We start from the raw sequence: 23,153 nt of genomic DNA on the forward strand, positions 1-23,153 counted from the left end.
GGCGGCGTCACGCACCTCGAGCGGGGGTTGGCGTGCTGTGGATCCGCTTGGCGTAGGTGCGAAACGCCCGACGGGCGAGGAACGGCAGCAGCGGCCGCAGCGGTGCCGGGAGCTTGGCGATCTCGAGTGCGAGGGCGTCGGGGTCGCCCTCGTACAGCATCATGCCGAAACCCGTGAGAAGCAGCTTCTTCGGGATCGACTCCATGCCACGTTCGGTGAACTCGTCCCACTCGTCCTGGCGAATGTGCCGCGCCATGATCGGGAGGACATGGGCCTCCTCCGCGTCGAGGTGCTCACACAGCGCTTCGACAAGCGCCGCCAGGTGGTCGGCCAGATGTGAGCCGTCGACATGTGACGCCGTCTTTCGCCATTGCTGCACGAGTGGCGGGCACCCGTCGAGAAGTACGGCGACATTCTCGTGCTGCGATTCCATCAGCTCGACGAGCGGTGCGAGCTCCTCGGGCACGCGAGCGGCGAGCTTGTCCCACAACAGCTCGTCCTCGATCGAGTGGTGATGGTGAACGAACCCGGTCCACATCTCGACGTGCTGGGCGATGTCTGCGGCACGCCGCGTGTCACCCGCTGCCACCGCACGTACCGCGGGGACCGACAGCTTGAGCTCGCGCCGGAAGCTGCTGTGGGCCACGGCCATCATGCGCACATCGGTCAGCCCCGGTCCGTGGAGGAGCCCCAGCGACGCGCCCGTGGTCATGCCGACACCTCGGCCGCGCCCATGAGTCGCGCGGCGAGCTGCTGGTGCGCGACCTGTCCGTAGTACTCGAGCATGTCGTGGATCAGGCCGTCGCGGAACGTGACCCGGATGATCAGGTCGTTCTCGTAGCGGCTGCCGTCGTGCAGATCCGCAACCATGTGCTCCTCGACGATCACGACGTCGGGGTTGTCGGTCTGGTGAAACGTCACGCCGGTCACGCCAATCTGCGCGGCGGCCGATGCGAAGCCCCCGAAAATGGCCCGGAACTGCTCCGCGCCCTTGATGAAGGCGGGAATTCCCTCGACGGGATATGCGACGCGATAGCGGGGCTCTGGGCTCCAGTAGGAGAGAAAGCCGTCGATGTCGCCCGAGTAGAGGGCGATCGCCGATGCGCGCCAGACCGCCTCGTTCCGTGCGCGGGCGGTTGCCAGGTCAGTCGTGCTCGTGATGTTGCCGTTCATGGTGGACCTCCAGGTCGGATGTGTGTGTGCGAGTACGACGTTCGCAGTCATCCGGCACCGCAACATCAGGGAATCCCCTGCTCCTCGGATTGGGGGGTGGGATGCTTTCGAGGTGCGAATCGTGGGCCGGGACGCTGACATCGCGAAGCTCGGCGCGGCACTAGAGGGGCTCTCGCGAGGTGAGAACCCGCTCGTGATCGTCAGGGGCGAGCCCGGAATCGGCAAGACCCGCCTGCTCGGATGGGTGGCCGATCGTGCCGCTGAGCGGCGGTGGGAGCTGCTGGCCGGCCGAGCGACCGAGCTCGAGAGCAGCGTGCCACTCGGGCTGTTCCGCGAGGCACTGCCGGGCCTGCCCGAGCCGCCTGCCGTCGAGGCTGACGGCAGGTGGGGATTGTTTCGCATCCTGACCGAACAGCTGCAGGACCGCGGTCGGCTCGTCATGGTTCTCGACGATGCCCACTGGGCAGATTCGGTCTCACAAGAGCTGCTGGAGACGCTCGTACGGCGGCCGCCTCGGGTGCCTCACGGGCTGGTGATCGCGATGAGACCCGGTCCGGTCAGTGACAAGCTCAGCGCCGCCATCCGCTCCACCGGGCGCGCCCACACGGTGATCGACCTGACGCCACTCGACCGGGATGCCGCTGACGAACTGATGGGCACGGGTTGGAGCGATGACGATCGCCGTCGAATGTTTGAGGCGTCGGGCGGCAATCCGCTCTTTCTGGAGGAGCTGGCCAAGGCTGACGGGTTGGCCAGCCTTCCTGGCGGGGTCATCGCCGCCGTGTCAGTCGATGTTGCAGCCCTCAGCGACGCGGCTCGAGCGCTCGTGCAGGCGGGTGCCGTTGTCGGTGACCCGTTCGACATCGACGTCGCGCGGTTGACTGCACACCTTGACCTGAACACGGCCCTCGCGTCAGCAGACGCGCTGGTCGAGCGGGGTCTGGTGCGTGGGACCAGCTCATTGCGGGAGTTTGCGTTTCGTCATCCGGTGATCCGAACGGCGGTGTACGAAGGTCTGCCCCAGGGTCATCGTCTTTCAAGTCACGCGCGAGCCGCGGAGGTGCTCCTCGAGGCAAACAGTCCGCTCCCGAACATCGCGCGCCACCTGGCGCTGACTGCAGCGGCGGGTGACAAGGTCGCTGCTGCGTTGCTTCGGGATGCGTCGGCTCAGGTCAGAGCCCAGGCTCCATCGATCGCGGCTGACTGGCTGGTTGCCTCCCAGAGAGCCGCTGCGGCGAACGATCCGACCCTGGCCTCCGAGCTCGCCGAAGCGTTGATCCAGTCGGGCCGACTGGATGAGGCGCTGGCAGTGGCGGAGGAGTACACCTCTGCCGGCGGCCGAGCCGACGAGCATGGTCGTCGGTTGACCGTCGTCGCCGCATCGGTTGAGAGGTTGCTGGGCCGCCATGATGCCTCGCTCCGGCGACTCACTCGAAGCCTCGAGTCGCCTGACACGGCCGGCAAGGCTGAGCTGATGGCAGCTCTTGCTCTGACCTCATACGAGCTGGGTGACTACGAGGCGATGGGACAGTGGGCGGCATCGGCCAAGGCAGCGGAGACCTCGGACGAGCTCGTCCATGGTGTTGCCGCCGCCATCTTGGCGATTGGCCACCGCAACTCGGGGCGCTACGTGGAATCTGACGCCGAGGCCGACTTCGCCGTCGCGAGTGTCCATCGGGCCACGGACTCTGAGCTGGCATCGCGGTCCGAGCTGCTCGTGGCGATCCCTTGGGCACTTGTCGCCGTGGAGCGGTTCGAGGATGCCCTCACGGTGTCGCGACGAGGTGCGGCTGCCGCGCGACGGGCCGGGAACGTCGTGGGTGCGGTACCCCTGGGAATCGCCGAGGTTCTCGCGTTGGGGCTGCTCGGACGGATCGACAAGAGCGCTGCCGCGGCCGATCGCACCGAGCTCGAAGCGAGGCTGGTTCACAACGAGCAGTCACTCCAATGGGCGCTGTGGATGCGGGCATACTTCCTGCTCGAGGCTGGTGAGCTCGATCTCGCCCGGGCCGCCGCGTCGGAGAGCGTCGCCCTGGCTGAGCGTCTCGACTCATCGGCGCTCGTCACCATCGGCAACGCCGTCCTCGGCGCGGTCCTGCTCGCGGATGGAAAGGCCGACCATGCCGTGCCGTTGCTGGCGGCGTATGACGTGGAACCGGGTTGGATTGCACGCTGGGCTCCGCGTTTGGTCGAGGCATCGATCACCGTCGGTGATCTCACCTCCGCCGCCGCGTGGGCCGACCGCGCTGCCGCAGTGTCACGGGCATCCGGGCTGCATGGAGCAGTGGCGGCCGCCGAGCGCGCCGGGTCGATGGTGGCGTTGGCGAACGGCGACCTTCCGACGGCGTCAAAGCTGGCCCACTCGGCGATCGATCGGGCCGTCGGCATCGGCGCGCGTCTCGATGAGGCTCAGGCTCGGATACTCGCGGCGAAGGCGTCGGCAGACAAGGTCGATGCCATCGCTCAGCTGAAAGCCGCCCATGACCTGGCCGCGGGTGGCGGTGCGCAGCGTACGGTCGAGGAAGCTTCCCGTGAGCTTCGAAAGCTCGGTCATCGCATGGGTCGTGGGGGCGTCCGCGGAGTCGGGGAGACCGGGATCGACTCACTCAGTGGACGCGAACGGGAGATCGCTGCCCTCGTCGGCCTGGGCCTGACCAATCGAGAGATCGCGGCCAGACTCTTCCTCAGTGAGAAGACGATCGAATCGCACCTGTCCAAGGCGTTCACCAAGCTCGGGGTCACGTCTCGCGCCGCGCTCGCTGCCCGGACGGCGGCGCCTCCCTTTGATCCGCAAGCGAGTCCCGTCCACGACTGATCAACGCTCGACGACCGCCATGGTGCAGCGCGAGATGCAGACCAGCTTGCGCGCGTCATCGGTGATCCGGATCTCCCAGACCTGCGTACGCCGTCCGAGGGTGATCGGACGGGCGACGCCGGTGACCGCACCCGACATCACCGGGCGGAGGTGGTTGGCGTTGATCTCCATCCCGACGCAATAGGCGACTTCCGGATCGACGACGAACGTTGCCGCCCAGCTCGCCAACGTCTCGGCGAGCGTCACCGACGCACCACCGTGCAGCACGCCGGCGGGCTGCAACGTACGGGCGTCGACCGGCATCCGAGCCGCGAGATGATCGTCGCCGACGTCGGTGAACTCGATGCCGAGGTGGCTGATCACGCTCCCGGCGCTGCGCTCGTTGGCGAACGCCAGCGACGGCTCTGAGTGCCAGATGCTCATGCCGGGTCCTTCCGATGCAGCCCGGGCACCACGGCGGGCACGCGGGAGGCGTAGTCGTCGTACGAGGCGCCGAACGTACGACGTAGGTCGCGCTCCTCGAACCTGACGCCGACCGCGATGTAGCCCGTCGAGGTGAGGGCGAACAGCAGGTGCGATTCGCCCATGTGCGGCGTCGCCCAGAACGCGAGCAGCAGGCCCGTCATCAGCGGGTGGCGTACGACGGCGTGCAGCCCGCCGACCTGCAGGCTGTCCGAGGCCGGGCGCGGCGGCGCCCAACCCGCCTGCCGGAGTCCGGTCAGCTCCAGGTGGTCGACCGCGTACGTCGACGCAATCGCCAGGAGCCAGCCAGCACCACAGAGCGACCAGAGAGCGACCGCGGCGATGCCGTCGACGTGCCAGACCTCGTCGCCGAAGGGTTGCCAGAGTGCAAGCAGCAGCGCCAGGCAGAGGTTGGTCGAGAACACGTACGTGGTGCGCTCGAGCGCTGGCGCCACCCAGCGAAGCAGCCACACCTTGACCGATCGCCGTGCCATCACCGAGTGCTGCACGGCGAACAGCAGCAACAGGGCGAGGTCGATCGCGACGGCCCAGCCGGTCGATGTGCGGTTGGCGCCGTCGACCGTATGGGGGATCACCGCGTCGGCGAGGAACGCCACCGTCCACACGATGATGGCGTTGAACCCGAGCCAGCCACTTGCAGAGATGAACAGGTTGAGGCGACGGGACATCTCAGACCACCTTCCCGCCGGGCACCTTCAGCGCCCACTCGCAGGCCGACGTGAAGGAGCAGCCGATTGCCCAGTGGGTGGTGATCATGCATCCATGCTCTCGACGGATCGGGCCCGGGACAGCCGTGGAACTACCTCACTTGGAGGGGTGGGTCGCGACGTACCAGGCGGCGACCTGCGCGCGCGACCTGAAGTCGAGTCGCAGCCGGATGCGCTCGAGGTGGGACTCGGCCGAGCGTTCGCTGATGCCGAGCCGCTCGGCGATCTCGCGGTTGGGCAGGCCTTCGGCGACGAGGGCGGCCACCTCGTTCTGGCGTGTCGTCAGTCCGGTCGGTACGTCGCGGCGCAGCTTGGGCAGGCTGAGGAAGCGGCGGATCTGGTCGACGACTTCCTGCGCATCGCCGATCGCCGGGAGGTGCGAGCGACCTTCGAGCTCGACGAGCTCAGCTCCCTCGATGGCGTAGGCGAGCTGTCGTCCGCCGTCGATCGGCGCGGCTCGGTCCTCCAGCCGGTGCAGCACCAGCGTCGGAGCCGTGACCTGCGCCAGCGCTGGTCGTACGTCCAGCTCGTACGCAAGGCTCAGCAGCGCGACCGCCGTCTCCGGTGACGACGCCGCTCGCTGGTAGTGGGCCGTGCCTCGCCGGGTGCCGGCATCGGCGTCGGGCGCGAACAGCTCGGTGAGCAGGTCGGAGCCGAGTCCCCAGTGGCTGGCGAGCAGGTCGAGGATGAGGCGCCTGCTGTCCTCGTCGCCGAGCGATGCGCCGTGGGCCCACCCGCCGTACAGGATGAGCCTCGAGACGGTCTCGGGCCGATCAGCCGCCCACTGTGCGGCGACGGCTGCGCCGAGCGACCAGCCGAGCAGGTCGAACTCGGTGGCGCCGACTGCCTCGGTCACCGCTGCGATGGTCTCGAGCTCCAACGCCATGGTGCGCGGTCCGTCGTACGGATCGGACAGGCCGCAGCCGGGACGGTCGTAGCGGACCAGGGTGCGACCCGCCGACAGTGCTTCGTGGAACATCCGCTCGGCCGGGAGCGCCCAGCCCAGCTCGAGGTGGCTGAGCCATCCCGGTGCCACCACGAGCAGCGGTCCGCTGCCGGTCAGCGCATAGGCGACGCCCTCGCCGGTGGGCAGGTTCGCCATGCCCGAGCGCTGCAGAGCCACCGCATCAGTAAACCGCAGGGCGCGCCCTATTGGCCGAGGTACTGGAAGAGGGAGACGACGATCCCTTCGGGACCGCGTACGTATGCCATCTTCACCATGCCTTCGTGCTCGCCGATGCCGGCGACGAGTCCGTAGCCTTCGGCGGCGACGGCGTCCACGGCGGCCTGGAGGTCGTCGACCTCGAACGAGACGTTGCGTATGCCGACCACGTTGGCCAGGTCGTCGGTGGGGCTCGGGATGTTGTCGGGAGTGACGAAGGTGCAGACCTCCAGGCGTACGCCGTCGGGCGACTTCAGCATGACGATGTCGCAGGTCGCGCCGGCGATGCCGCACACGGTCTCGACGAACTCGCCCTGCACTGTCCCGCGGCCCTCGACCTCGAGACCCAGGGTGACGAAGAACGCCTCGACTGCGTCGAGGTTGGCGACAGTGATGCCGGTGTGGTCGAAACGTGTGATGTGTGACATGGGTCCATCCTTTGCTGGTGACTGGGTCCTTTCAACAGGACGTCGACCGGAAGGTCCCGATTTCGACATCGTCCTCGCACCGATCCGGTGGCTGTGAAAGGTTTGGGACATGGCGCTCTATCTGATGACCGTGCACGGACCGGCTGACCTGGGTGACTACGGCAGCTACGCCTCCAAAGAGGACTTCGAGGAGTCGTTCGCCGCGACCGGCGTCTTCAACGAAAAGCTGAAGGCCGACGGCTACTGGGTCTTCGCCGGTGGTCTTGAGTCGGCGACCGAGGCAGTTGTCGTCGACGGGCAGAGCGAGAAGCCGCTGATCACTGACGGTCCCTACCTCGAGACCAAGGAGCTGCTCGCCGGCTTCTGGGTCATCGACGTGCCGAGTCGCGACGTGGCGCTCAAGCTTGCGGCCGAGGGCTCGGCGGCGTGCCGAGGTCGGGTCGAGGTCCGCGCGTTCGACGGTCTCGGCTAGCCGGGTCGCTCGGCCAGCGACACGATGATGCCCTCGGGACCTTGCACGTACGCCATCCTCCACGCGCCTTCGTACTCGCCGATCGCACCGACCAGCCCGTGGCCGTCAGCTGGCGTGGTCGCTCTCCCGCACCAGCTGGGCGGCGGACTCGATGATGCAGGCCGCGAGGTGTCGGTCCAGCCGTCGTGATCGTGGCGGTCATCCCATGGCGCCACGTCTGGCGGACCTATGCTCTTACCTCATCCAGCCCACTCACCGGAGCGCTTCATGACCGACCTGCCGATCAGCACTGCACGCCTCACCCTGCGGGCTGCGACGGTCGAGGACGCCGCAGCGACGTGGCCGTACCGGCGACTGCCGGAGGTGGGCGAGTGGATCACCGAGCTCGCCACCGACGAGGCCGCGTACGGCGAGAAGTTCGCCGATCCCGAGCGCTTGGCGTCGACGGTGATCATCGAGCTCGACGGCGTCGTCATCGGCGACTTCATGATCAAGATCCAGGACGCGTGGGCGCAGGCCGAAGTCAGCGAACAGGCTGTCAGGTCCCAAGCCGAGCTCGGCTGGACCTTGGACCCCGCCCACATGGGGCAGGGCTATGCCACCGAAGCAGCGACAGCGCTGCTTGAGTACTGCTTCGAGACCCTCGGCGTCCGCCGCATCACAGCCATCTGCTTCGCCGACAATGCGCCGTCGGTGCGCCTGATCGAACGACTCGGAATGCGCCTCGAGCAGCGCGCGGTCAAGGAGTCGCTGCACAGGTCTGGGCAGTGGCTCGACTCCCTCGGCTACGCCATCCTCCGCGACGAGTGGCTGTCGATGAGGTCTGCGCAGACGAACGCTTGACCTCATGTCTGATTGAGGTTCTAGGGTCGAGCTCATGACGATTGACCACATCGCCGTACGCCCCGGCGACGCAGATTACGAGGCCGCTCGCACCACGAAGTCGGGCACGGCCAACCCGTCGGTGGTGCTGTTCCCCACGTCCACCGACGAGGTCGCAGCATCGATCAGCCATGCCCGCGCCGAGGGTCTCCCGCTGGCCATCCGCAACGGCGGGCACAACGCGCTCAACTTCGGCAACATCGACGACGGTGTCGTGATCGACCTGTCGAAGCTTGCCGGTGTCGAGGTGCTCGGTGACGACCGCGTACGCATCGGTGGTGGCGCCACGTGGGGCCCGGCCGCAGCCGAGCTGGGCGAGCACGGCCTCGCGATCAGCTCAGGGGACACGATCTCCGTCGGTGTCGCCGGCCTGACCCAGGCCGGCGGCTTCGGCTGGATGTTGCGCAAGCACGGCCTCGCCCTCGACAACCTGTTGGCGGCGGAGGTCGTGACGGCTGCCGGCGAGGTCGTACGCGCATCGGCCACTGAGAACGCCGACCTGTTCTGGGCGCTTCGTGGAGGGGCGGGCAACTTCGGCGTGGTCACCGCGCTCGAGTTCCAGGCGCAGCCCGTTGCGACCGTGCGCTACGGGATGATCGAGTTCGCGCTCGAAGACCTCGATCAGCTGGTCAAGGGGTGGGTCGAGACGATGCGCGTCGCTCCGGACGACCTGACCACGACATTGGCGCTGCGGCCGGCGTTCGGACCATTCCCTGCCGGTGCGATCCTCTTCGTATGCCTGGCCAGTGATGACACGTCGGCGCTCGAACCGCTCCGCTCGATCGGCACGGTCGTGGCCGAGGACATCGGCGAGCGCCCGTACGCGGAGATCCTCGAAGAAGGTCCGCCGCCGCAGCCCGTTTTGCCGGTCGTCGGCAACACCCTGGTCGAGTCGTTCGACGAGTCGGTGATCCATGCGGTCACGACGGCCTACGAGCTCGGCGGCCGGGTGGTCTTCATGCGTTATCTCGGTGGCACCTTCGCTCGTGTCGACCCGAGTGCGACGGCTTTCGCCCATCGCAGCGCCGAGGCGATGATCATCTCCGCTGCGTTCATGCCAGAAGATGCCACGGAAGACGATCGAGTCGAAGCCCGCAAGGTGTGGGCGACGATCGGCGACCAGGGCATCGGCTCGTACGCCGGGTTCCTCGGCTCGGAGACGCCGGAAGACATTGCCGCCCTTTGGCCACCCGCCACCCTCGACCGCCTCCGCCGGATCAAGCAGGTCTGGGACCCGGACAACACCTTCCGCCGAAACTTCAACATCGTGCCCTGATTGTCGGGTCTTCGCCGGAGAGCCCGACCATCAAGCGGTCCCCTTGCTCCCGACCTCTGGGAGAACCTTTACTGAGGTGCCAGGAAGAACTCAACGAGGGGGACTCATGAAATCTGTACGTTTGCACGCCGACGGGCTTCGGCTCGAGGAGATCGCACGACCTGAGCCGAATGCGGACGAGGTCCTCGTTCGTGTACATGCCGCGTCCATCACTCGCGACGAGCTGACCTGGCCGACGGATCGGCTGCCGGCGATCCCGTCATACGAACTTTCGGGCGTAGTGGAGTCCACTGGGGAGGAGGTGTTCGCCCTGACGCCGTTCGACCGCGACGGGGTTGCTGCCGAATGGGCGAGCGTGCCGCGTTCGGTGCTCGCACCCAAGCCGGCCGGGCTGAGCCATGAAGAGGCTGCAGCGCTCCCAATGCCCGGCCTGACTGCTTGGCAGGCGCTGGTGGTCCACGGTGGGCTCAGCGCAGGTCAGCGTGTCCTCGTGACCGGTTCGACCGGTGGCGTGGGACAGGTTGCTGTTCAGCTCGCCCGGCAGCTCGGTGCCGTGCCGGTCGAAGACGGTGAGGTCTGCGATCTGCTGTTCGACACGGTTGGCGGTGAAGCTCTTGCCCGCAACGCCGGTGGCGCGCAATCCGTCATCACGATCGCGGCCGATGCGCCTGGTGCCCGCTACTTCGTCGTGGAGCCCGATGGGGCGCAGCTCGCGGAGCTGCCGGAGCTGCACCCGCAGGTCGACAGTGTGTTCCCGCTCGAGGACTTCGATGCGGCATTCGCGCGCGTTGCCCAGCGAGGAAAGCACGGCAAGGTCGTGCTGAGCGTCGTCGCGACCTGAGCGGTGCAGCGCTCAGGGGATCAGTGTCGCGCGCTGTTGGTGGGGGAGGCCGAACATTTGGTTGAGCGCCTGTGCGCGCTTGAGGACCAGGTGGGCGTCGTGCTCCCAGGTGATCGCGATGCCGCCGTGGAGCTGGACCGTCTCGCCGCCGACGGCGACCGCGGCGTCGCTGGCGTACGAACCGGCCGCCGCCGCGAGACGGTCGGCGTTGGGTGCGCCGTTGACGTGAGCCTGTACGGCGGCCCAAGCGCCGGCGCGTGACATCTGCACCAGGACGAGCAGGTCGGCCATGCGGTGCTTGAGCGCCTGGAACGAGCCGATCGGGCGACCGAACTGTTCGCGCTGCTTCGTGTAGTCGACCGTCATGTCGAGCCCGCGCTGTGCGCAGCCGACCTGCAGGGCCGCAGCGGCGAGGGTGCCGACGCGGTGGGCCGAGGCCAGCGCCGACGAAGCGTCAAGGGTGATCGTCTCGACGGCGACGCTGTCGAAGTCGAGGGTGGCGAAGCTGAGAGTCGGGTCGAGCCCGGCGAGCTTGGTACGCGTCACCGCTGACGCGTCGGCGCTGAACAGGCCGACTCCGCCGTCGTGCTCAGCGACGACGAGGATGATCTCGGCGACATCGCCGTACAGGACAGGTGACACCGAGCCGGAGAGCTTGCCGTCCTTGAACGTGACTCCAACGGGCGCATCGGCGGGGCCAGTGACACCGGACCAGGCGAGGGTCGCGACGGTGCCGGCGGCGACCTGCTCGAGCAGCGGGCTGTCGGTCAGCGCAGCAGCCGCTGTGACGCATGCAAGGAGCGGAGTCGGCGTCAGCGCACGGCCGAGCTCCTCGAGCACGACGTAGGTCTCAGCGAGGGTGAATCCCGCACCGCCGGACTCCTCCGGGATCGCCAGTGCAGCGACACCCATCTGCTCGCAGAGCGTCGACCAGAGCGATTCGTCGAATCCGTTGAACGCATTGCGTACGGCCCCACTGTCGGAGCGCTTGTCGAGCATCTTGCGCAGCGAGCTCGCGAGCTCGATGTGGTCCTGGGTGGGTACGAGGTTGGTCACGCGGGATCCTCGGGTTGGTGTCCCCTCGCTGCGCTCACGGTCGGCCGCGGGCGGCCTCCCTGGGGACCGAGAAGGTCATTGAGCACTCGCTCGCGGTGGAATGCCGTGGTGCCCCAGGCCGACTGCAGGGCCCGGATGCGGAGCAACCAGCGGCTCAGGTCGTACTCCGCGGTGTAGCCAATAGCGCCGTGCACCTGCAGGCCAACCCGGGCTGCAAGGTCGGCGGCGTCGGCGGCCTGGATCTTGGCGGCCGAGACGGCACGCGGCGTCGGGCTCATCGCCGCGCCGTAGATCAGCGGTCGGGCGAAGTCGAGAGCAATGCGCACGTTGGCCAGCTGGTGCTTGATGGCCTGGTAGGACCCGATCGTGCGACCAAACTGGGTGCGCTGCTTCACGTAGGTGACAGCGTCCTCGAGTACGCGCTCTCCGGCACCGAGGAGCTCTGCCGCTGCGGCAAGGACTGCGAGGTCGAAGGCGGCCTCGAGGTCTCCGTGCGCCACGGCCGCACCGGCGGTGACCGTGAAGAGCCGACGGGTCGGGTCGACCGACTGTGCAGGATCACCGAGGTCGGCCTGGTGCAGCACGCCGTCGACGGCGACGTAGCGCTCTGCGATGTCGGCATCGAGCGCGTACGGGGTGGCGACGGTGGCGATGGCTCCGTCGGCGATCGCCGTACGTTCGGGACCCTGCAGTGCGGTGGCGAGGTAGGCGGCCGACTCGATCCACGGACCGGGCACGGCATGGCGGCCCAGCACCTCGAAGGCGCAGACGAGCTCGACCGGGGTCGCCCCGAGCCCGCCGTCCTCCTCGGCGATCAGCAGACCTGAGACTCCGACCTCGGCGATGCGCTCCCAGAGAGCCTCGCCGGGCTTGGTGTCGCCGTCGCCCCACGAGCGGTTGGCAGCGACCGGATCGGCGGCGGCGATCTGTCCGTCCAGCGCTGACATGAAGTCGCGCTGGTCAGAGGTGAGCTCGAACTTCATCCGGGGCCCCCGGCAAAGTGCGAACGCAGCGGGACGTGACGTCCCGCGCGAAGGTGACGGCGTGAGCAGTTTGTTGGGGTGGTCATCCCCGAACCTCCCGTGGCAGTCCGAGGATGCGCTCGGCGACGATGTTCCTCTGGATCTCGTTCGTGCCGGCGTAGATCGGGCCCGACAGGGAGAAGAGGTAGCCGTCGGTCCAGGCCGACTCGACCTCCGCCTCGGCGCCGAGCAGGTCGAGCGCGCTCTCGTGCAGGGCGACGTCGAGCTCGCTCCACCACACCTTGTTGACCGAGCCGGCGGCACCGATGTCACCTCCATCGGCGAGCTTGGTGACGGTGCCCCACGTGTAGAGCCGGTATGCCTCGGCGCGCACCCACGCATCGACGACGCCGCCCGAGAGCGCAGGAGAAGGACTGCCGGCATACACGTCGACCAGACGATCAGCCGCAGCGCAGAAGCGACCCGGCGAACGCAGCGACAGGCCGCGCTCATTGCCAGCCGTGCTCATGGCAACGCGCCAGCCATCGCCCGCGTCACCGAGCACATCGGCATCGGGAACGAAGACGTCGTCGAGGAACAGCTCCGCGAAGCCGGCTTCACCGTCGAGCTGTGCGATCGGGCGTACCGTCACGCCCTCGGCATCGAGCGGGAAGCAGAAGTACGTGAGCCCGCGATGCCGTTCGGCCTCCGGGTCTGAGCGGAACAGCCCGAAGCCCATGTGCCCGTACGTGGCTCGCGACGACCAGGTCTTCTGGCCGTTCAGCAGCCAACCGCCGTCGACCCGCTTGGCGGTCGAGCGCAGCGAGGCGAGGTCGGAACCGGCCTCGGGCTCGGACCAGGCCTGCGCCCAGATCGTCTCGCCGGTGGCCATCGATGGCAGCCAGCGCTGCTGCTGCTCGGCCGTTCCGTGGTCGAAGATGATCGGCGCGAGCAGGAAGATGCCGTTCTGCGAGACGCGACCGGGTGCGCCGGCGCGGTAGTACTCCTCCTCGAAGATGACCCACTCGATCAGCGACGCACCGCGACCGCCGAACTCCTCGGGCCACGAGACGACGGACCACTTGGCGTCCGACAGCCTCTTCTCCCACGCCTGGTGGGCGACGAAGCCGTCGGCGGTGTCCATCGAGGGCAGCTTTTCCGCCGGTACGTTGGCCGCCAGCCACGCGCGGGCCTCGTCGCGGAACGCGACCTCGTCGGGTGTGAAGTCCAGGTTCACTCAGCGGCCTCTTTGTTCTTCTTCGCCATCGACTTGGCGTCGAGTCCGCCGAGGGAGTCGTCGGACGTCTCGGCGTTGTGGGCGTGGGCGAAGTGGTGCAGGCCGAACACCGAGTCCATGCCGGCGCGCATGCCCTGGGCGTCCTCGGCCTGGTTGACGGCCTTCTTGGTCAGCGCGAGGCCGAAGCGCGGCATCTCGGCGATACGGCCCGCGAGGGCGAGCACGGTGGACTCGAGCTCGGCGGCGGGTACGACCTGGTTGACCATGCCGAGCTCGTGCGCCCGCTGGGCCGTGAAGCGGTCACCGGAGAACAAGAACTCCTTGGCGGCGCGGGGGTTCATGACCCACGGGTGCGCGAAGTACTCGACGCCGGGGATGCCCATCCGTACGACGGGGTCGGAGAAGAACGCGTCGTCGGACGCGATGATGAAGTCGCACGACCAGGCGAGCATCAGCCCGCCGGCGATGCAGGCGCCGTGCACCATGGCGATGACGGGCTTGGGCACCTCGCGCCAGCGGCGGCACATGCCGAGGTAGACCTCCGACTCGCGGGCCCACCGCAGGTCGCCGCCTTCTTTGTCGACGTGGGTCCAGTGGATGACAGCCTTGCGGTCGAACTCGACGTCGACGTCGCGGCCGGGCGTGCCGATGTCGTGGCCGGCGCAGAAGTGCTTGCCGTTGCCGGCCAGCACGATGACCTTGACGTCGTCGTCATCGGTGGCGCGTACGAACGCGGCGTCGAGCGCGTACGTCATGGCGGAGTTCTGGGCGTTGCGGTAGTCCGGCCGGTTGAGCGTGATCCGGGCGATGTGGTCGACGACCTCGTAGGTGACGACGTCTTCTTCGCTCATGATGTGCTCCTCAGATCGTTCTTCAGGACCTTGCCGGACAGGTTGCGGGGCAACGCGTCGATGAACGTGACCTCACGGGGTGCCTTGAAGTTGGCGAGGCGCTCACGAGCGAACGCGATCACGGCATCGGCGTCAAGGTCGCTGTCGGGCCGGCGTACGACGAACGCCTTGCCGACCTCGCCGAGCCGCTCGTCGGGGATGCCGATGACGGCTGCATCGACGACACCATCGAGCCGGGCAAGTGCCTGCTCGACCTCGGCGGGATAGACGTTGAAGCCGCCGCAGATGTACATGTCCTTGAGCCGGTCGGTGATGCGCAGGTAGCCGCGGTCATCCAGCACCCCGACGTCGCCGGTGTGCAGCCAGCCGTCAGCGTCGATGGCCTCGGCGGTGGCGGCCGGATCGTCGAGGTAGCCGAGCATGACCTGCGACCCGCGCAGCAGGAGCTCGCCCTCGGTGCCGGCGGGCAGGTGCTCACCGGTCTCGGGATCGGCGATCGCGGTCTCCATGCCGTCGATGGCCTTGCCGCAGGTCGTGGCGACCGTCTCGTCGGTGTCACCACGGCGACACATCGTGGCGACGACGCACTCGGTCATGCCGAATGCGGTGATGACGAGGTCGAAGCTGAGCTCGGTCTGCAGCCGTTCGACGAGGGCCACGGGTACGTTCGCCGCTCCCGTGTTGGCGAAGCGCAAGGAGGAGGTGTCGGTGCTCGGGAACTTCGGCGACTCGAGCAGGCCCAGGAAGATCGCGGGAGCGCCCGGGACCATCGTGATGCCCTCGGCGGCGATCAGGTCGAGCGCCGCGTCGGCGTCGAACGTCGCCATCGGATGGATCGTGCAGCCGTGCAGCAGCCCGACGAGCACGCCGACCTTGTAGCCATAGGAGTGGAAGAACGGGCTGATCACGAGATAGCGGTCGTCGCCGCTGACCTCGCCCACCGCGCTCCAGCTGGCTGCCGCGGCAACGGTCTGCCGGTGCGCGCTGCGTACGCCCTTGGGTCGGCCGCTCGTGCCGGACGTGAAGAGCACGTCGGCGACGTCGTCGGGCGAGACGGCGCCGGCGATCGCCTCGACGGTCGCGATCGCTTCGTCGTCAGCCTCGAGGGTCGCAACGTCGGCGAGGTCGATGATCGGTGCATCGGGCCGGATCGCGGTGAGGTCGGCAATCTGCGTCTTGCCGAGGAACCCGTCGGCGATGATCACGAGCTGCGCGTTGGTGCGCTCGACGATGTCGGCGACCTCGTGCGCGGTGTAGCGGGAGTTGGCAGGGACCAGCGTGCCGCCGGCGTACGTGATCGCGAGGCCCGCGACGACCCAGTCGATGCTGTTGGGCGCCCAGAGCACGACGCAGCCGCCGGGCTCCAGACCCCGGGCGCGGTAGGCGGCGGCCGTACGGCGCACCTGTTCGTGCAGCTCGGCGAAGGTGAGCGTGCGGCCGTCCATCGAGTACGCGGTGCTGTCGCCGAACTCCCTGGCGGCACGGCGTACGAGACCCGGAACGGTGTCGTCCACGGCACATCCTCTCAACAAACCAAACACTTGCTTGGTAGGCTACCTTAACGGAGTACGACCCGGATCAGGAAGGAGCCGACGGTGAGCACGGCAACCGACGACGCTGCCTTCCGCGAAGAGGTCCGCAGCTGGCTGGCGGACAACCTCGCCGGCAGGTGGGAGCACCTCAAGGGCGTCGGCGGCACCGGCAGCGGCGACGATGCGTACGACGAACGGCTGGCCTGGAACAAGCATCTCGCCGAGCACGGCTGGACCTGCCTCGGCTGGCCCACCGAGCACGGCGGTCGCGGGCTGAGCCTCGCGCAACAGGCGATCTTCTATGAGGAGTATGCCCGCGCCGATGCGCCTGAGACCGTCAACCACCTCGGCGAAAAGCTGCTGGGCCCGACCCTGATCGAGTTCGGCACCGACGAGCAGAAGGCCCGCTTCCTCCCCACGATCCGCACCGTCGACGAGCTGTGGTGCCAGGGCTACTCCGAGCCGGGTGCCGGCTCCGACCTCGCCGCCGTCAGCACCAAGGCCGTTCTCGACAACGGCGAATGGGTCGTCGACGGCCAGAAGGTGTGGACGTCGTGGGCGCAGAAGTCCGACTGGATCTTCGTCATCGCCCGCACCGAGCCCGGATCGACGCGGCACCACGGCCTCTCCTTCCTGCTGGTGCCGCTCGACCAGGACGGCGTCGAGATCCGTCCGATCGAGCAGCTCACCGGAGGCGTCGAGTTCAACGAGGTGTGGTTCACCGGAGCGCGTACGGACGAGTCGATGATCCTCGGCGAGCCCGGCGACGGCTGGAAGGTCGCGATGGCACTGCTCGGCTTCGAGCGCGGTGTCTCGGTGCTCGGCCAGCAGGTCGGCTTCGAGCGTGAGCTCAACGACCTGATCGAGCTGGCCCGAAGCAACGGCGCGCTAGACGACCCCGTGCTACGTGACCGCCTCGCCAAGCACAGCGCGGAGTTCGAGGTCATGCGCGTCAACGCGATCCGCTCGCTGACCGAGGCCACCCCCGGGGCCGACAACGTCGCCAAGCTCGTCTGGGCCAACTGGCACCGCCGCCTCGGCGAGCTCGCCATGGAGGTCTGTGGCGCCAGCGCCCTGACCGCCGGGAGCGAGTCGTACGACCTCAGCCGCTGGCAGAACCTCTACCTCTTCTCCCGTGCCGACACGCTCTACGGCGGCAGCGACGAAGTGCAGCGCAACATCATTTCCGAGCGTGTGCTTGGTCTTCCCAGAGAGGCTCGCGGATGACTGTCATGCGACCTGAACAGCCCACGCCCGACTACGTCGAGGGGCACAACCTCCTCGCCGGGAAGGTCGTCGTCGTCACGGCGGCAGCCGGTGCCGGCATCGGCGCGTCGGTGTCCCGCCGCGCTCTCGAGGAGGGCGCCGCGATGGTGGTCATCAGCGACACCCACGAGCGCCGCCTCGAGGAGTCGCGCTCAGCGCTCGGTGCTGAATTCGGCGAGGACCGCGTACGCGCCATCACCGTCGACGTCACCGACGAGACCCAGGTGCAGGCGCTGCTCGACCTGGCCGACGAGCACGGCGGCGTCGACATCATGATCAACAACGCCGGCCTCGGCGGCACGACCGACATCCTCGAGATGGCCGACGAGGACTGGTCGCGCGTCCTCGACATCACGCTGACCGGCACGATGCGCTGCGTACGCGCCGCCGGCAACCGGATGAAGGACGCCGGCAAGAAGGGCGTCATCGTCAACAACGCCTCCGTGATCGGCTGGCGCGCGCAGGAAGGCCAGGCGCACTACGCCGCGGCCAAGGCCGGCGTCATGGCGCTGACCCGCTGCGCGGCGCTCGACGTCGCCCCGTACGGCATCCGCGTCAACGCGGTGTCACCGTCACTGGCGATGCACCCGTTCCTCGCCAAGGTCACCAGCGACGAGCTGCTCCACGAGCTCAAGCAGCGCGAGGCGTTCGGCCGCGCCGCCGAGCCGTGGGAGGTCGCCAACGTGATGGTGTTCCTCGCCTCGGACTACTCGTCCTACCTGACGGGTGAAGTCATCTCCGTCTCGAGCCAGCGGGCCTAGCCATGACTGAGCAGACCCAGACGAGCACTCGGCGCGACGAGCTGCTGGCGATCGCAGCTGAGCTGTTCGCGACCAAGGGGTTCAAGAACACCACGGTCCGCGACATCGCCGACGCCGCCGGCATCCTGAGCGGCTCGCTCTATCACCACTTCGACTCCAAGGAGTCGATGGTCGACGAGATCCTGTCGTCGTTCCAGACCGAGCTCTTCGGCAAGTACGCCGAGATCCTCGCCGGCACCGACGACCCCCGCGCCAAGCTCGAGGCGGCCGTACGAGTCTCGTTCGAGACGATCGACCAGCACAACCACGAGGTGGCGATCTTCCAGAACGAGGCCGCCTACCTCGGCACGTTCGAGCGATTCGCCTATCTCGCCGACCGCAACCAGCAGTCGCGTGACGTCTGGATGACGCTGCTGACCGAAGGTGTCAGCTCCGGCGCCCTGCGTCAGGATCTTGACATCGAGCTGGTCTACCGGTTCATCCGCGACACCGTCTGGGTCGCGGTGAGCTGGTATCGCCCCGGCGCCAAGCTCAGCCACCACGACATCGCCAATCAGTACCTCACCATCCTCCTCGACGGGATCACCTCGCCATGACCTCAGCATTCATCGTTGACGCCGTCCGTACGCCGGTTGGCCGCCGCGGCGGCTCGCTCGCCCAGATGCACTCCGCTGACCTCGGCGGCCACGTGCTCAAGGCACTCGTCGACCGCACCGGAATCGACCCGGGCGCCGTCGACGACGTCATCATGGGCTGCTGCGACACGATCGGCTCACAGGCCGGTGACGTCGCGCGTACGGCCTGGCTCGTCGCCGGGCTCCCCGATCACGTCCCCGGCGTGACGATCGATCGCCAGTGCGGCTCGTCGCAGCAGTCGGTGCACTTCGCCGCCCAAGGCGTCATGTCCGGCACCCAGGACCTCGTGGTTGCCGGTGGCTTGCAGAACATGAGCGCCATCCCGATCTCGGCGGCCATGCTGGTCGCCGACCAGTACGGCTTCACGACCCCGTTCGCGGAGTCGCCGGGCTGGCAGGCGCGCTACGGCGACCAGGAGGTCAGCCAGTTCCGCTCCGCCGAGATGATCGCGGAGAAGTGGGACATCAGCCGCGAGGCGATGGAGGCGTTCGCGCTGGCGTCGCACGAGCGCGCTCGTACCGCCATCGCCGAGGGTCGCTTCAAGGCCGAGATCGCTCCCGTTGGCGACTTCGAGACCGACGAGTGCCCCCGCGAGACGTCGATGGAGAAGATGGCCGGCCTCGAGCCGCTGGCTCCCGGCGGCCGCATCACCGCCGCAGTCGCCTCGCAGATCAGCGACGCAGCCAGCGCGATGCTCATCGCGTCGGAGCAGGCCGTCAAGGATCACAATCTGACCCCGCGGGCCCGCGTGCACCACCTGTCAGTACGCGCCGACGACCCGATCTGGATGCTGACCGGCCCGATCGCCGCGACCAAGCACGCCCTCGACAAGGCCGGCATGACGGTCGCCGACATCGACCTGTTCGAGTGCAACGAGGCGTTCGCCTCGGTCGTGCTGGCTTGGATGCAGGAGCTCGACGTCCCGCACGAGAAGGTCAACGTCAACGGCGGCGGCATCGCCCTGGGCCACCCGATCGGCGCCACCGGCACACGCCTGATGACGACGCTGCTCAACGAGCTCGAGCGCACCGAAGGTCGCTTCGGCCTGCAGGTCATGTGCGAAGGCGGCGGTCAGGCCAACGTCACCATCATCGAACGCCTCTAGCTCCCCGCCGCAATTTGTGACCTTATGAGCGTCAAAGCTGTCGCGAAGCGCCTTTAACGTCACAAATCGCGGGGGTGCCGGTACATTCCGGACATGGCAGTCTCCGGCACCACCGAGTTCGACGTCGATGCCACGCCCGAGCAAGTCATGGACGCCGTGGCGGCGATCGAGGAGCTGCCCCAGCGCTCCAGCGCGCACCAGTCGGCCGAGGTCGAGTCGCGTCACCCCGACGGTCGACCGCACCGCGTACGAGCCAAGGTCTCCGCGGCTGGCTTCAAGGACGAAGAGGTCACTGACTACACGTGGAACGGCCTCGACTCGGTGACCTGGGTGCTGGCGGAGAGTTCAGTCCAGTCCAAGCAGGTCGCGACCTACACGCTGACGCCGACCGACTCCGGCACGCACATCAAGCTCGACCTGGAGATCGGCGTGAAGGTCCCGATGCCCGGTTTCGTGCTCAAGCGCGTGCTCAAGAGCGCGCTCGACACCGGTAGCAAGGACTTCAAGAAGTACGTCGAGTCGCGCTAGAGGACCCAGCGTTCGGGGGCGATCGGATGGAGCATCGCGTCGGTGCCGCCGTCCGCGTACACGACCGAGCCGACCATCAGGCTGCTCGCGTCTGACAGCAGGAACGCGACCAGCGCCGCGATCTCGTCGGGCCGACCCATGCGCCCGAGAGCGGAGGGGTAGGCCGCGACGAGCGGGCCGACATCGGGATCGGCGAGCAGCCGATCGGTCATCGGGCTGTTGATCGAGCCGGGTGCCACAGCATTGAGGCGTATGCCCTCGCCGATCCACGCTTCGGTGATGCCTTCGCGACGAGCCCACCAGGCGAGCGCGGCCTTGGTGCCGGGATAGACCGTCAACGGATCGGCTTCGACCGCATCGGCCCGCGCGGCCTCTTCGTCACCGGCCAGGCAGAGCTCGGCGGTCGACAACCGCCAGCCCGGCATCCCCGTGATCGAGTTGGACGCGATCATCACGACGCTCGAGCCGCCGGCAGCTGCGAGCTGTGGCTTGAGGCCGCGTACGAGATCGACCGCACCGAAGTAGTTGACCGACACGATCGCAGCGCAGTCGGCGCCGGCCACGCCGACGATGCCGGCGCACGGTACGACACCGTGCACGACGTTGGTCAGCGCCTGTACTCCTGCCACGGCCTCTGCGCGACCGGCAGCCGTACCGAGGTCTGCCACGACATCCGCGTCGCGTTGGTCGACCGTGATGACGCGGTCACCCTGGCCGCGCAGGAGCGCGGTGGTCGCGGCGCCGATCCCGCTGGCGGCGCCGCTGACGACGTACGTCCTCATCCGTCGGTGATCCTGATCAGGCCTGCCAGGGTGGCGATGTAGGCGGCACCGTCGGGACCCAGATAGATCGCGGCGTAGTGGTTGTTCCATTGGATGCCGGTGCCCATCAGGCGACTCCACTTCGTCTGGCCGGTGCGGATGTCGATCGCCGTGAAGTACCACGCGTCGAGGGTGTTCTTGAGCGGGTCAGCCTGCTTCGGCTTCGTGTACGCGTAGAGCAGTCCGTTGCCGAGCGACGCCTTGGCGACCGAGCTGGGTGCGATCTCGTTGTTGGTCCACGCGACCTGGCAGCCTTCGTCGTCGACGATCACCCGGGCAAGACCCGGCGTCGACGTCTGGCCGAGCAGCGTCGTGAGCGGCCCGCCGTAGCCGTAGTTGTTCTCGATGATGAACGAGTTGCCGGCCGCCACGAGGCTGTTGTCGGTCGTGCCCGCGTTGTCGGCGAGCACCGGCTGCGTGCAGTGCAGTCGGTCGGCGACTCCCTCGCGGCGGTCGTAGACGAGCACGTTGGTCTTGGGATCGGCGTTGTCGTTGATCGCCACCCAGCGGTCGCCGAGCAGCGTCGGCGTGGTGCCGGAGCCCTGCGAGAGGTTGCCGGGCTTGAGCCTCGTGCCGCGGTCGTACGTCTCGCGCCACGTCACCTCGGGCACGCCGCCGGTGTTGGCGTCGAGCCGGTAGAGCGCGTGGGTCGACACGACGTACATGCCGCCGGTCTCGTCGGTGGAGACCGAGTTGGTGACCTCCTCGCCCGCTGGAAGCTGCGTCGTCTGGACGGCGCCGGTCGTGCGGTCGAGCGTGCCGACCGTGCCCTGCTGGGTGAAGAACCAGATGCGGCCGTCGTAGTCGGGCATCGTCGCGATGAGGCAGTCGTCGGCGGCGACCTTGGCCGCAAGCGACCACTCGCCGAGCTGGGTGAGCCTGCCGTTGTCCTCGACCTTGATCTTGAGGACCGACTTCTTGGCTGTCGTCGGGTAGGCGACGTCATCGCCGTCGAGGAAGAAGTAGGTGCCGCCGCAGATGTCGGTGAACGGGTTGGCGCTGGTGAGCAGGTTGCGTGCCGAGGTGCGCATCTCCGAGATCGGCTTCAGCGTCACGGGATCGATGACCATCATCCCGAAGCCCTCGAGCCCGCCACACAGCCCGACGATGCGGTCGTGCGAGTCGAATGCGACGGTGGCGCACTCGCGTACGCCGTAGGACGCCGACCTCACCTTGAGGTTCTGACCCAGCGGGCCGCTGACCTGATAGGCGTCGGAGGCGTACGAGTCGTTGTGCATCGTGTTGGTGCCGTCCGGCGACAGCCACGGGTTCTGCGGGATCGGTGGATGCACGATCGGGTTGGCCGTCGCGGGTGCTCCGGTGAACTTCGGGACCAGCAGGTCCGTCGGCAGCGAGGGGATCGGGAGACCGCTGATCGCGGGGATCGGCGGGAGGGTGACTTCGGGCTTGGGGGTGGCCGCATGGGCGGGAGCGGCGAGCGCGGCCGCGAGCATGACGGCACCGGCGAAGAGGAGTGAGCGACGCATGCGGATGACTGTAACCGGTTGGTTACATCGGTGTATAGACTTCTCACATGACGGTCGACGCCAAGCCCAGAGGTCGCGAGCAGATCCGTACGGCAGTGCTCACCGCGACCAGCGCCCTCGTCGCCGAGCGTGGTCCCGACGGGTTCTCGGTACGCGACATCGCCGCCCGCGCCGGGGTCAACCACGCCCTGGTGCACCGCCACTTCGGCACCAAGGCCGACGTGCTCGAGCAGATGCTCGCCGCCGATGCCGACGTCGTCGTCAGGGCCGTCGTCGAGGCAGGCCTGCCGACCGAGGGATCGGCGTCTCCGGAGGTCGTCGCCGAGCTGCTCGACCTCCTCGCGGCGACGCCGTCCTACTGGCGCACCCTGGTGCACGCTGTGCTCGACAGTCCTGAGGCCGCACTGCCCGGAACGGCATCGACGACCGAGCTGTTCTCCGGGCTCTGGCGTGACAGCGGCCCTGCCGACGCGGTGCAGACCTCGGTCGCGGGGGCTTCGGTGCTGGGGTGGCTGATCTTCGGCCAGTTCATGAGCGACGCCACGGGCGCCGACCCCGAAGACGTACGACGGGCCATCGCTGAGCAGGTGTCAGCGCTACTTTCGTCCTGAGGTCCTTGCGGTCAGCGCCGTGGGATGCAAAACTAGAACCTGTTCTACTTTTGCATCGACT

25 protein-coding genes are annotated in these 23,153 nt (G+C 68.0%); 11 read left to right on the forward strand and 14 right to left on the reverse strand.

Features of this window, described 5'->3' with window-relative positions:
* Positions 1 to 7: 7 nt before the first annotated feature.
* Together ABD683_RS08595 and ABD683_RS08600 are read right to left on the reverse strand one after the other, a co-directional pair.
* Positions 8 to 712, reverse strand: a complete 705-nt coding sequence (locus ABD683_RS08595) for a hemerythrin domain-containing protein (RefSeq protein ID WP_344769065.1) — start codon at positions 710 to 712, stop codon at positions 8 to 10.
* Positions 709 to 1,173 carry a nuclear transport factor 2 family protein gene (locus tag ABD683_RS08600; RefSeq protein ID WP_344769066.1) on the reverse strand — a complete coding sequence of 155 codons (465 nt, stop codon included), beginning with the start codon at positions 1,171 to 1,173 and terminating at the stop codon, positions 709 to 711. Before ABD683_RS08600 ends, ABD683_RS08595 begins: the two co-directional genes overlap by 4 nt.
* A 121-nt stretch (positions 1,174 to 1,294) precedes the next feature.
* On the opposite strand from ABD683_RS08600, the gene ABD683_RS08605 reads away from it, so the two are divergent.
* The gene (locus ABD683_RS08605) at positions 1,295 to 3,988 is read left to right on the forward strand and encodes an ATP-binding protein (RefSeq protein WP_344769068.1); all 2,694 of its coding nucleotides are present in this window, start codon (positions 1,295 to 1,297) and stop codon (positions 3,986 to 3,988) included.
* Here ABD683_RS08605 and ABD683_RS08610 read toward each other — a convergent pair whose 3' ends face one another.
* The 4 genes from ABD683_RS08610 to ABD683_RS08625 all read right to left on the reverse strand — a co-directional run bounded on the left by ABD683_RS08610 (position 3,989) and on the right by ABD683_RS08625 (position 6,768).
* The gene (locus tag ABD683_RS08610; RefSeq protein ID WP_344769070.1) at positions 3,989 to 4,411 is read right to left on the reverse strand and encodes a hotdog fold thioesterase; all 423 of its coding nucleotides are present in this window, start codon (positions 4,409 to 4,411) and stop codon (positions 3,989 to 3,991) included.
* Positions 4,408 to 5,139 carry a methyltransferase family protein gene (locus tag ABD683_RS08615; RefSeq protein ID WP_344769072.1) on the reverse strand — a complete coding sequence of 244 codons (732 nt, stop codon included), beginning with the start codon at positions 5,137 to 5,139 and terminating at the stop codon, positions 4,408 to 4,410. The genes ABD683_RS08610 and ABD683_RS08615 overlap by 4 nt, the downstream gene beginning before the upstream one ends.
* A gap of 136 nt (positions 5,140 to 5,275) precedes the next feature.
* Complete coding sequence (locus ABD683_RS08620; RefSeq protein WP_344769074.1) at positions 5,276 to 6,301, reverse strand: alpha/beta fold hydrolase; 1,026 nt, start codon at positions 6,299 to 6,301, stop codon at positions 5,276 to 5,278.
* A gap of 26 nt (positions 6,302 to 6,327) precedes the next feature.
* Entirely contained in the window at positions 6,328 to 6,768 is a 441-nt protein-coding gene (locus ABD683_RS08625; protein WP_344769076.1) for a VOC family protein, read from the reverse strand.
* A 109-nt stretch (positions 6,769 to 6,877) separates the two neighbouring features.
* Between ABD683_RS08625 and ABD683_RS08630 the strand changes: the two genes are divergently transcribed.
* The gene (locus ABD683_RS08630; protein ID WP_344769078.1) at positions 6,878 to 7,240 is read left to right on the forward strand and encodes a YciI family protein; all 363 of its coding nucleotides are present in this window, start codon (positions 6,878 to 6,880) and stop codon (positions 7,238 to 7,240) included.
* On the opposite strand, the gene ABD683_RS08635 is transcribed toward ABD683_RS08630, so the two are convergent.
* A complete protein-coding gene (locus ABD683_RS08635) occupies positions 7,237 to 7,455 on the reverse strand; it encodes a VOC family protein (protein ID WP_344769080.1) in 219 nt (72 codons plus the stop codon). The genes ABD683_RS08630 and ABD683_RS08635 overlap by 4 nt on opposite strands.
* Positions 7,456 to 7,507: 52 nt before the next feature.
* Here ABD683_RS08635 and ABD683_RS08640 point away from each other — a divergent pair, with 52 nt between their 5' ends.
* The 3 genes from ABD683_RS08640 (at position 7,508) to ABD683_RS08650 (ending at position 10,239) form a co-directional block, all read left to right on the forward strand.
* Positions 7,508 to 8,083 carry a GNAT family N-acetyltransferase gene (locus ABD683_RS08640; protein WP_344769082.1) on the forward strand — a complete coding sequence of 192 codons (576 nt, stop codon included), beginning with the start codon at positions 7,508 to 7,510 and terminating at the stop codon, positions 8,081 to 8,083.
* Positions 8,084 to 8,117: 34 nt separating this feature from the next.
* Positions 8,118 to 9,398, forward strand: coding sequence for an FAD-binding oxidoreductase (locus ABD683_RS08645; protein WP_344769084.1), 1,281 nt, complete (start codon positions 8,118 to 8,120; stop codon positions 9,396 to 9,398).
* A 106-nt stretch (positions 9,399 to 9,504) separates the two neighbouring features.
* Positions 9,505 to 10,239, forward strand: coding sequence for an NADP-dependent oxidoreductase (locus tag ABD683_RS08650; RefSeq protein ID WP_344769086.1), 735 nt, complete (start codon positions 9,505 to 9,507; stop codon positions 10,237 to 10,239).
* Positions 10,240 to 10,251: 12 nt separating this feature from the next.
* On the opposite strand, the gene ABD683_RS08655 is transcribed toward ABD683_RS08650, so the two are convergent.
* From ABD683_RS08655 to ABD683_RS08675, 5 genes are all read right to left on the reverse strand, one after another.
* Positions 10,252 to 11,295, reverse strand: a complete 1,044-nt coding sequence (locus tag ABD683_RS08655) for an acyl-CoA dehydrogenase family protein (RefSeq protein WP_344769088.1) — start codon at positions 11,293 to 11,295, stop codon at positions 10,252 to 10,254.
* On the reverse strand, positions 11,292 to 12,278 hold the full coding sequence (locus ABD683_RS08660) for an acyl-CoA dehydrogenase family protein (RefSeq protein ID WP_344769090.1): 987 nt from the start codon (positions 12,276 to 12,278) through the stop codon (positions 11,292 to 11,294). The genes ABD683_RS08655 and ABD683_RS08660 overlap by 4 nt, the downstream gene beginning before the upstream one ends.
* A gap of 82 nt (positions 12,279 to 12,360) precedes the next feature.
* Positions 12,361 to 13,494 (reverse strand): acyl-CoA dehydrogenase family protein, encoded by a 1,134-nt coding sequence (locus ABD683_RS08665; RefSeq protein WP_344769092.1) that lies wholly within the window; start codon positions 13,492 to 13,494, stop codon positions 12,361 to 12,363.
* Positions 13,491 to 14,345: an enoyl-CoA hydratase gene (locus ABD683_RS08670; RefSeq protein ID WP_344769095.1), complete on the reverse strand. Its 855-nt coding sequence runs from the start codon at positions 14,343 to 14,345 to the stop codon at positions 13,491 to 13,493. Before ABD683_RS08670 ends, ABD683_RS08665 begins: the two co-directional genes overlap by 4 nt.
* On the reverse strand, positions 14,342 to 15,859 hold the full coding sequence (locus ABD683_RS08675) for an AMP-binding protein (RefSeq protein ID WP_344769098.1): 1,518 nt from the start codon (positions 15,857 to 15,859) through the stop codon (positions 14,342 to 14,344). The genes ABD683_RS08670 and ABD683_RS08675 overlap by 4 nt, the downstream gene beginning before the upstream one ends.
* Positions 15,860 to 15,940: 81 nt before the next feature.
* Here ABD683_RS08675 and ABD683_RS08680 point away from each other — a divergent pair, with 81 nt between their 5' ends.
* The 5 genes from ABD683_RS08680 (at position 15,941) to ABD683_RS08700 (ending at position 20,173) form a co-directional block, all read left to right on the forward strand.
* On the forward strand, positions 15,941 to 17,104 hold the full coding sequence (locus tag ABD683_RS08680) for an acyl-CoA dehydrogenase family protein (RefSeq protein WP_344769100.1): 1,164 nt from the start codon (positions 15,941 to 15,943) through the stop codon (positions 17,102 to 17,104).
* The gene (locus ABD683_RS08685) at positions 17,101 to 17,904 is read left to right on the forward strand and encodes an SDR family oxidoreductase (protein WP_344769102.1); all 804 of its coding nucleotides are present in this window, start codon (positions 17,101 to 17,103) and stop codon (positions 17,902 to 17,904) included. Before ABD683_RS08680 ends, ABD683_RS08685 begins: the two co-directional genes overlap by 4 nt.
* A gap of 2 nt (positions 17,905 to 17,906) precedes the next feature.
* A complete protein-coding gene (locus tag ABD683_RS08690; RefSeq protein ID WP_344769104.1) occupies positions 17,907 to 18,500 on the forward strand; it encodes a TetR/AcrR family transcriptional regulator in 594 nt (197 codons plus the stop codon).
* Positions 18,497 to 19,645, forward strand: a complete 1,149-nt coding sequence (locus ABD683_RS08695) for an acetyl-CoA C-acetyltransferase (RefSeq protein WP_344769106.1) — start codon at positions 18,497 to 18,499, stop codon at positions 19,643 to 19,645. Before ABD683_RS08690 ends, ABD683_RS08695 begins: the two co-directional genes overlap by 4 nt.
* A 93-nt stretch (positions 19,646 to 19,738) precedes the next feature.
* Positions 19,739 to 20,173 (forward strand): SRPBCC family protein, encoded by a 435-nt coding sequence (locus ABD683_RS08700; RefSeq protein WP_344769107.1) that lies wholly within the window; start codon positions 19,739 to 19,741, stop codon positions 20,171 to 20,173.
* On the opposite strand, the gene ABD683_RS08705 is transcribed toward ABD683_RS08700, so the two are convergent.
* Both ABD683_RS08705 and ABD683_RS08710 read right to left on the reverse strand, forming a co-directional pair.
* Positions 20,170 to 20,955, reverse strand: a complete 786-nt coding sequence (locus ABD683_RS08705) for an SDR family oxidoreductase (RefSeq protein ID WP_344769109.1) — start codon at positions 20,953 to 20,955, stop codon at positions 20,170 to 20,172. The genes ABD683_RS08700 and ABD683_RS08705 overlap by 4 nt on opposite strands.
* On the reverse strand, positions 20,952 to 22,481 hold the full coding sequence (locus ABD683_RS08710) for an NHL repeat-containing protein (protein ID WP_344769111.1): 1,530 nt from the start codon (positions 22,479 to 22,481) through the stop codon (positions 20,952 to 20,954). Before ABD683_RS08710 ends, ABD683_RS08705 begins: the two co-directional genes overlap by 4 nt.
* A gap of 47 nt (positions 22,482 to 22,528) precedes the next feature.
* On the opposite strand from ABD683_RS08710, the gene ABD683_RS08715 reads away from it, so the two are divergent.
* Entirely contained in the window at positions 22,529 to 23,092 is a 564-nt protein-coding gene (locus ABD683_RS08715; RefSeq protein ID WP_344769112.1) for a TetR/AcrR family transcriptional regulator, read from the forward strand.
* The last annotated feature ends 61 nt before the right edge of the window (positions 23,093 to 23,153 follow it).

The organism is Aeromicrobium panaciterrae, from assembly GCF_039537165.1.
Lineage (GTDB): Bacteria > Actinomycetota > Actinomycetes > Propionibacteriales > Nocardioidaceae > Aeromicrobium > Aeromicrobium panaciterrae.

Excerpts from the sequence above, each read along its gene's own strand:
- ABD683_RS08595 (WP_344769065.1), bottom strand. The coding sequence starts at position 712 with ATGACCACGGGCGCGTCGCTGGGGCTCCTCCACGGACCGGGGCTGACC.
- ABD683_RS08600 (WP_344769066.1), bottom strand. The coding sequence starts at position 1,173 with ATGAACGGCAACATCACGAGCACGACTGACCTGGCAACCGCCCGCGCA.
- ABD683_RS08610 (WP_344769070.1), bottom strand. The coding sequence starts at position 4,411 with ATGAGCATCTGGCACTCAGAGCCGTCGCTGGCGTTCGCCAACGAGCGC.
- ABD683_RS08615 (WP_344769072.1), bottom strand. The coding sequence starts at position 5,139 with ATGTCCCGTCGCCTCAACCTGTTCATCTCTGCAAGTGGCTGGCTCGGG.
- ABD683_RS08625 (WP_344769076.1), bottom strand. The coding sequence starts at position 6,768 with ATGTCACACATCACACGTTTCGACCACACCGGCATCACTGTCGCCAAC.
- ABD683_RS08630 (WP_344769078.1), top strand. The coding sequence starts at position 6,878 with ATGGCGCTCTATCTGATGACCGTGCACGGACCGGCTGACCTGGGTGAC.
- ABD683_RS08640 (WP_344769082.1), top strand. The coding sequence starts at position 7,508 with ATGACCGACCTGCCGATCAGCACTGCACGCCTCACCCTGCGGGCTGCG.
- ABD683_RS08645 (WP_344769084.1), top strand. The coding sequence starts at position 8,118 with ATGACGATTGACCACATCGCCGTACGCCCCGGCGACGCAGATTACGAG.
- ABD683_RS08650 (WP_344769086.1), top strand. The coding sequence starts at position 9,505 with ATGAAATCTGTACGTTTGCACGCCGACGGGCTTCGGCTCGAGGAGATC.
- ABD683_RS08660 (WP_344769090.1), bottom strand. The coding sequence starts at position 12,278 with ATGAAGTTCGAGCTCACCTCTGACCAGCGCGACTTCATGTCAGCGCTG.
- ABD683_RS08670 (WP_344769095.1), bottom strand. The coding sequence starts at position 14,345 with ATGAGCGAAGAAGACGTCGTCACCTACGAGGTCGTCGACCACATCGCC.
- ABD683_RS08685 (WP_344769102.1), top strand. The coding sequence starts at position 17,101 with ATGACTGTCATGCGACCTGAACAGCCCACGCCCGACTACGTCGAGGGG.
- ABD683_RS08690 (WP_344769104.1), top strand. The coding sequence starts at position 17,907 with ATGACTGAGCAGACCCAGACGAGCACTCGGCGCGACGAGCTGCTGGCG.
- ABD683_RS08695 (WP_344769106.1), top strand. The coding sequence starts at position 18,497 with ATGACCTCAGCATTCATCGTTGACGCCGTCCGTACGCCGGTTGGCCGC.
- ABD683_RS08700 (WP_344769107.1), top strand. The coding sequence starts at position 19,739 with ATGGCAGTCTCCGGCACCACCGAGTTCGACGTCGATGCCACGCCCGAG.
- ABD683_RS08705 (WP_344769109.1), bottom strand. The coding sequence starts at position 20,955 with ATGAGGACGTACGTCGTCAGCGGCGCCGCCAGCGGGATCGGCGCCGCG.
- ABD683_RS08710 (WP_344769111.1), bottom strand. The coding sequence starts at position 22,481 with ATGCGTCGCTCACTCCTCTTCGCCGGTGCCGTCATGCTCGCGGCCGCG.
- ABD683_RS08715 (WP_344769112.1), top strand. The coding sequence starts at position 22,529 with ATGACGGTCGACGCCAAGCCCAGAGGTCGCGAGCAGATCCGTACGGCA.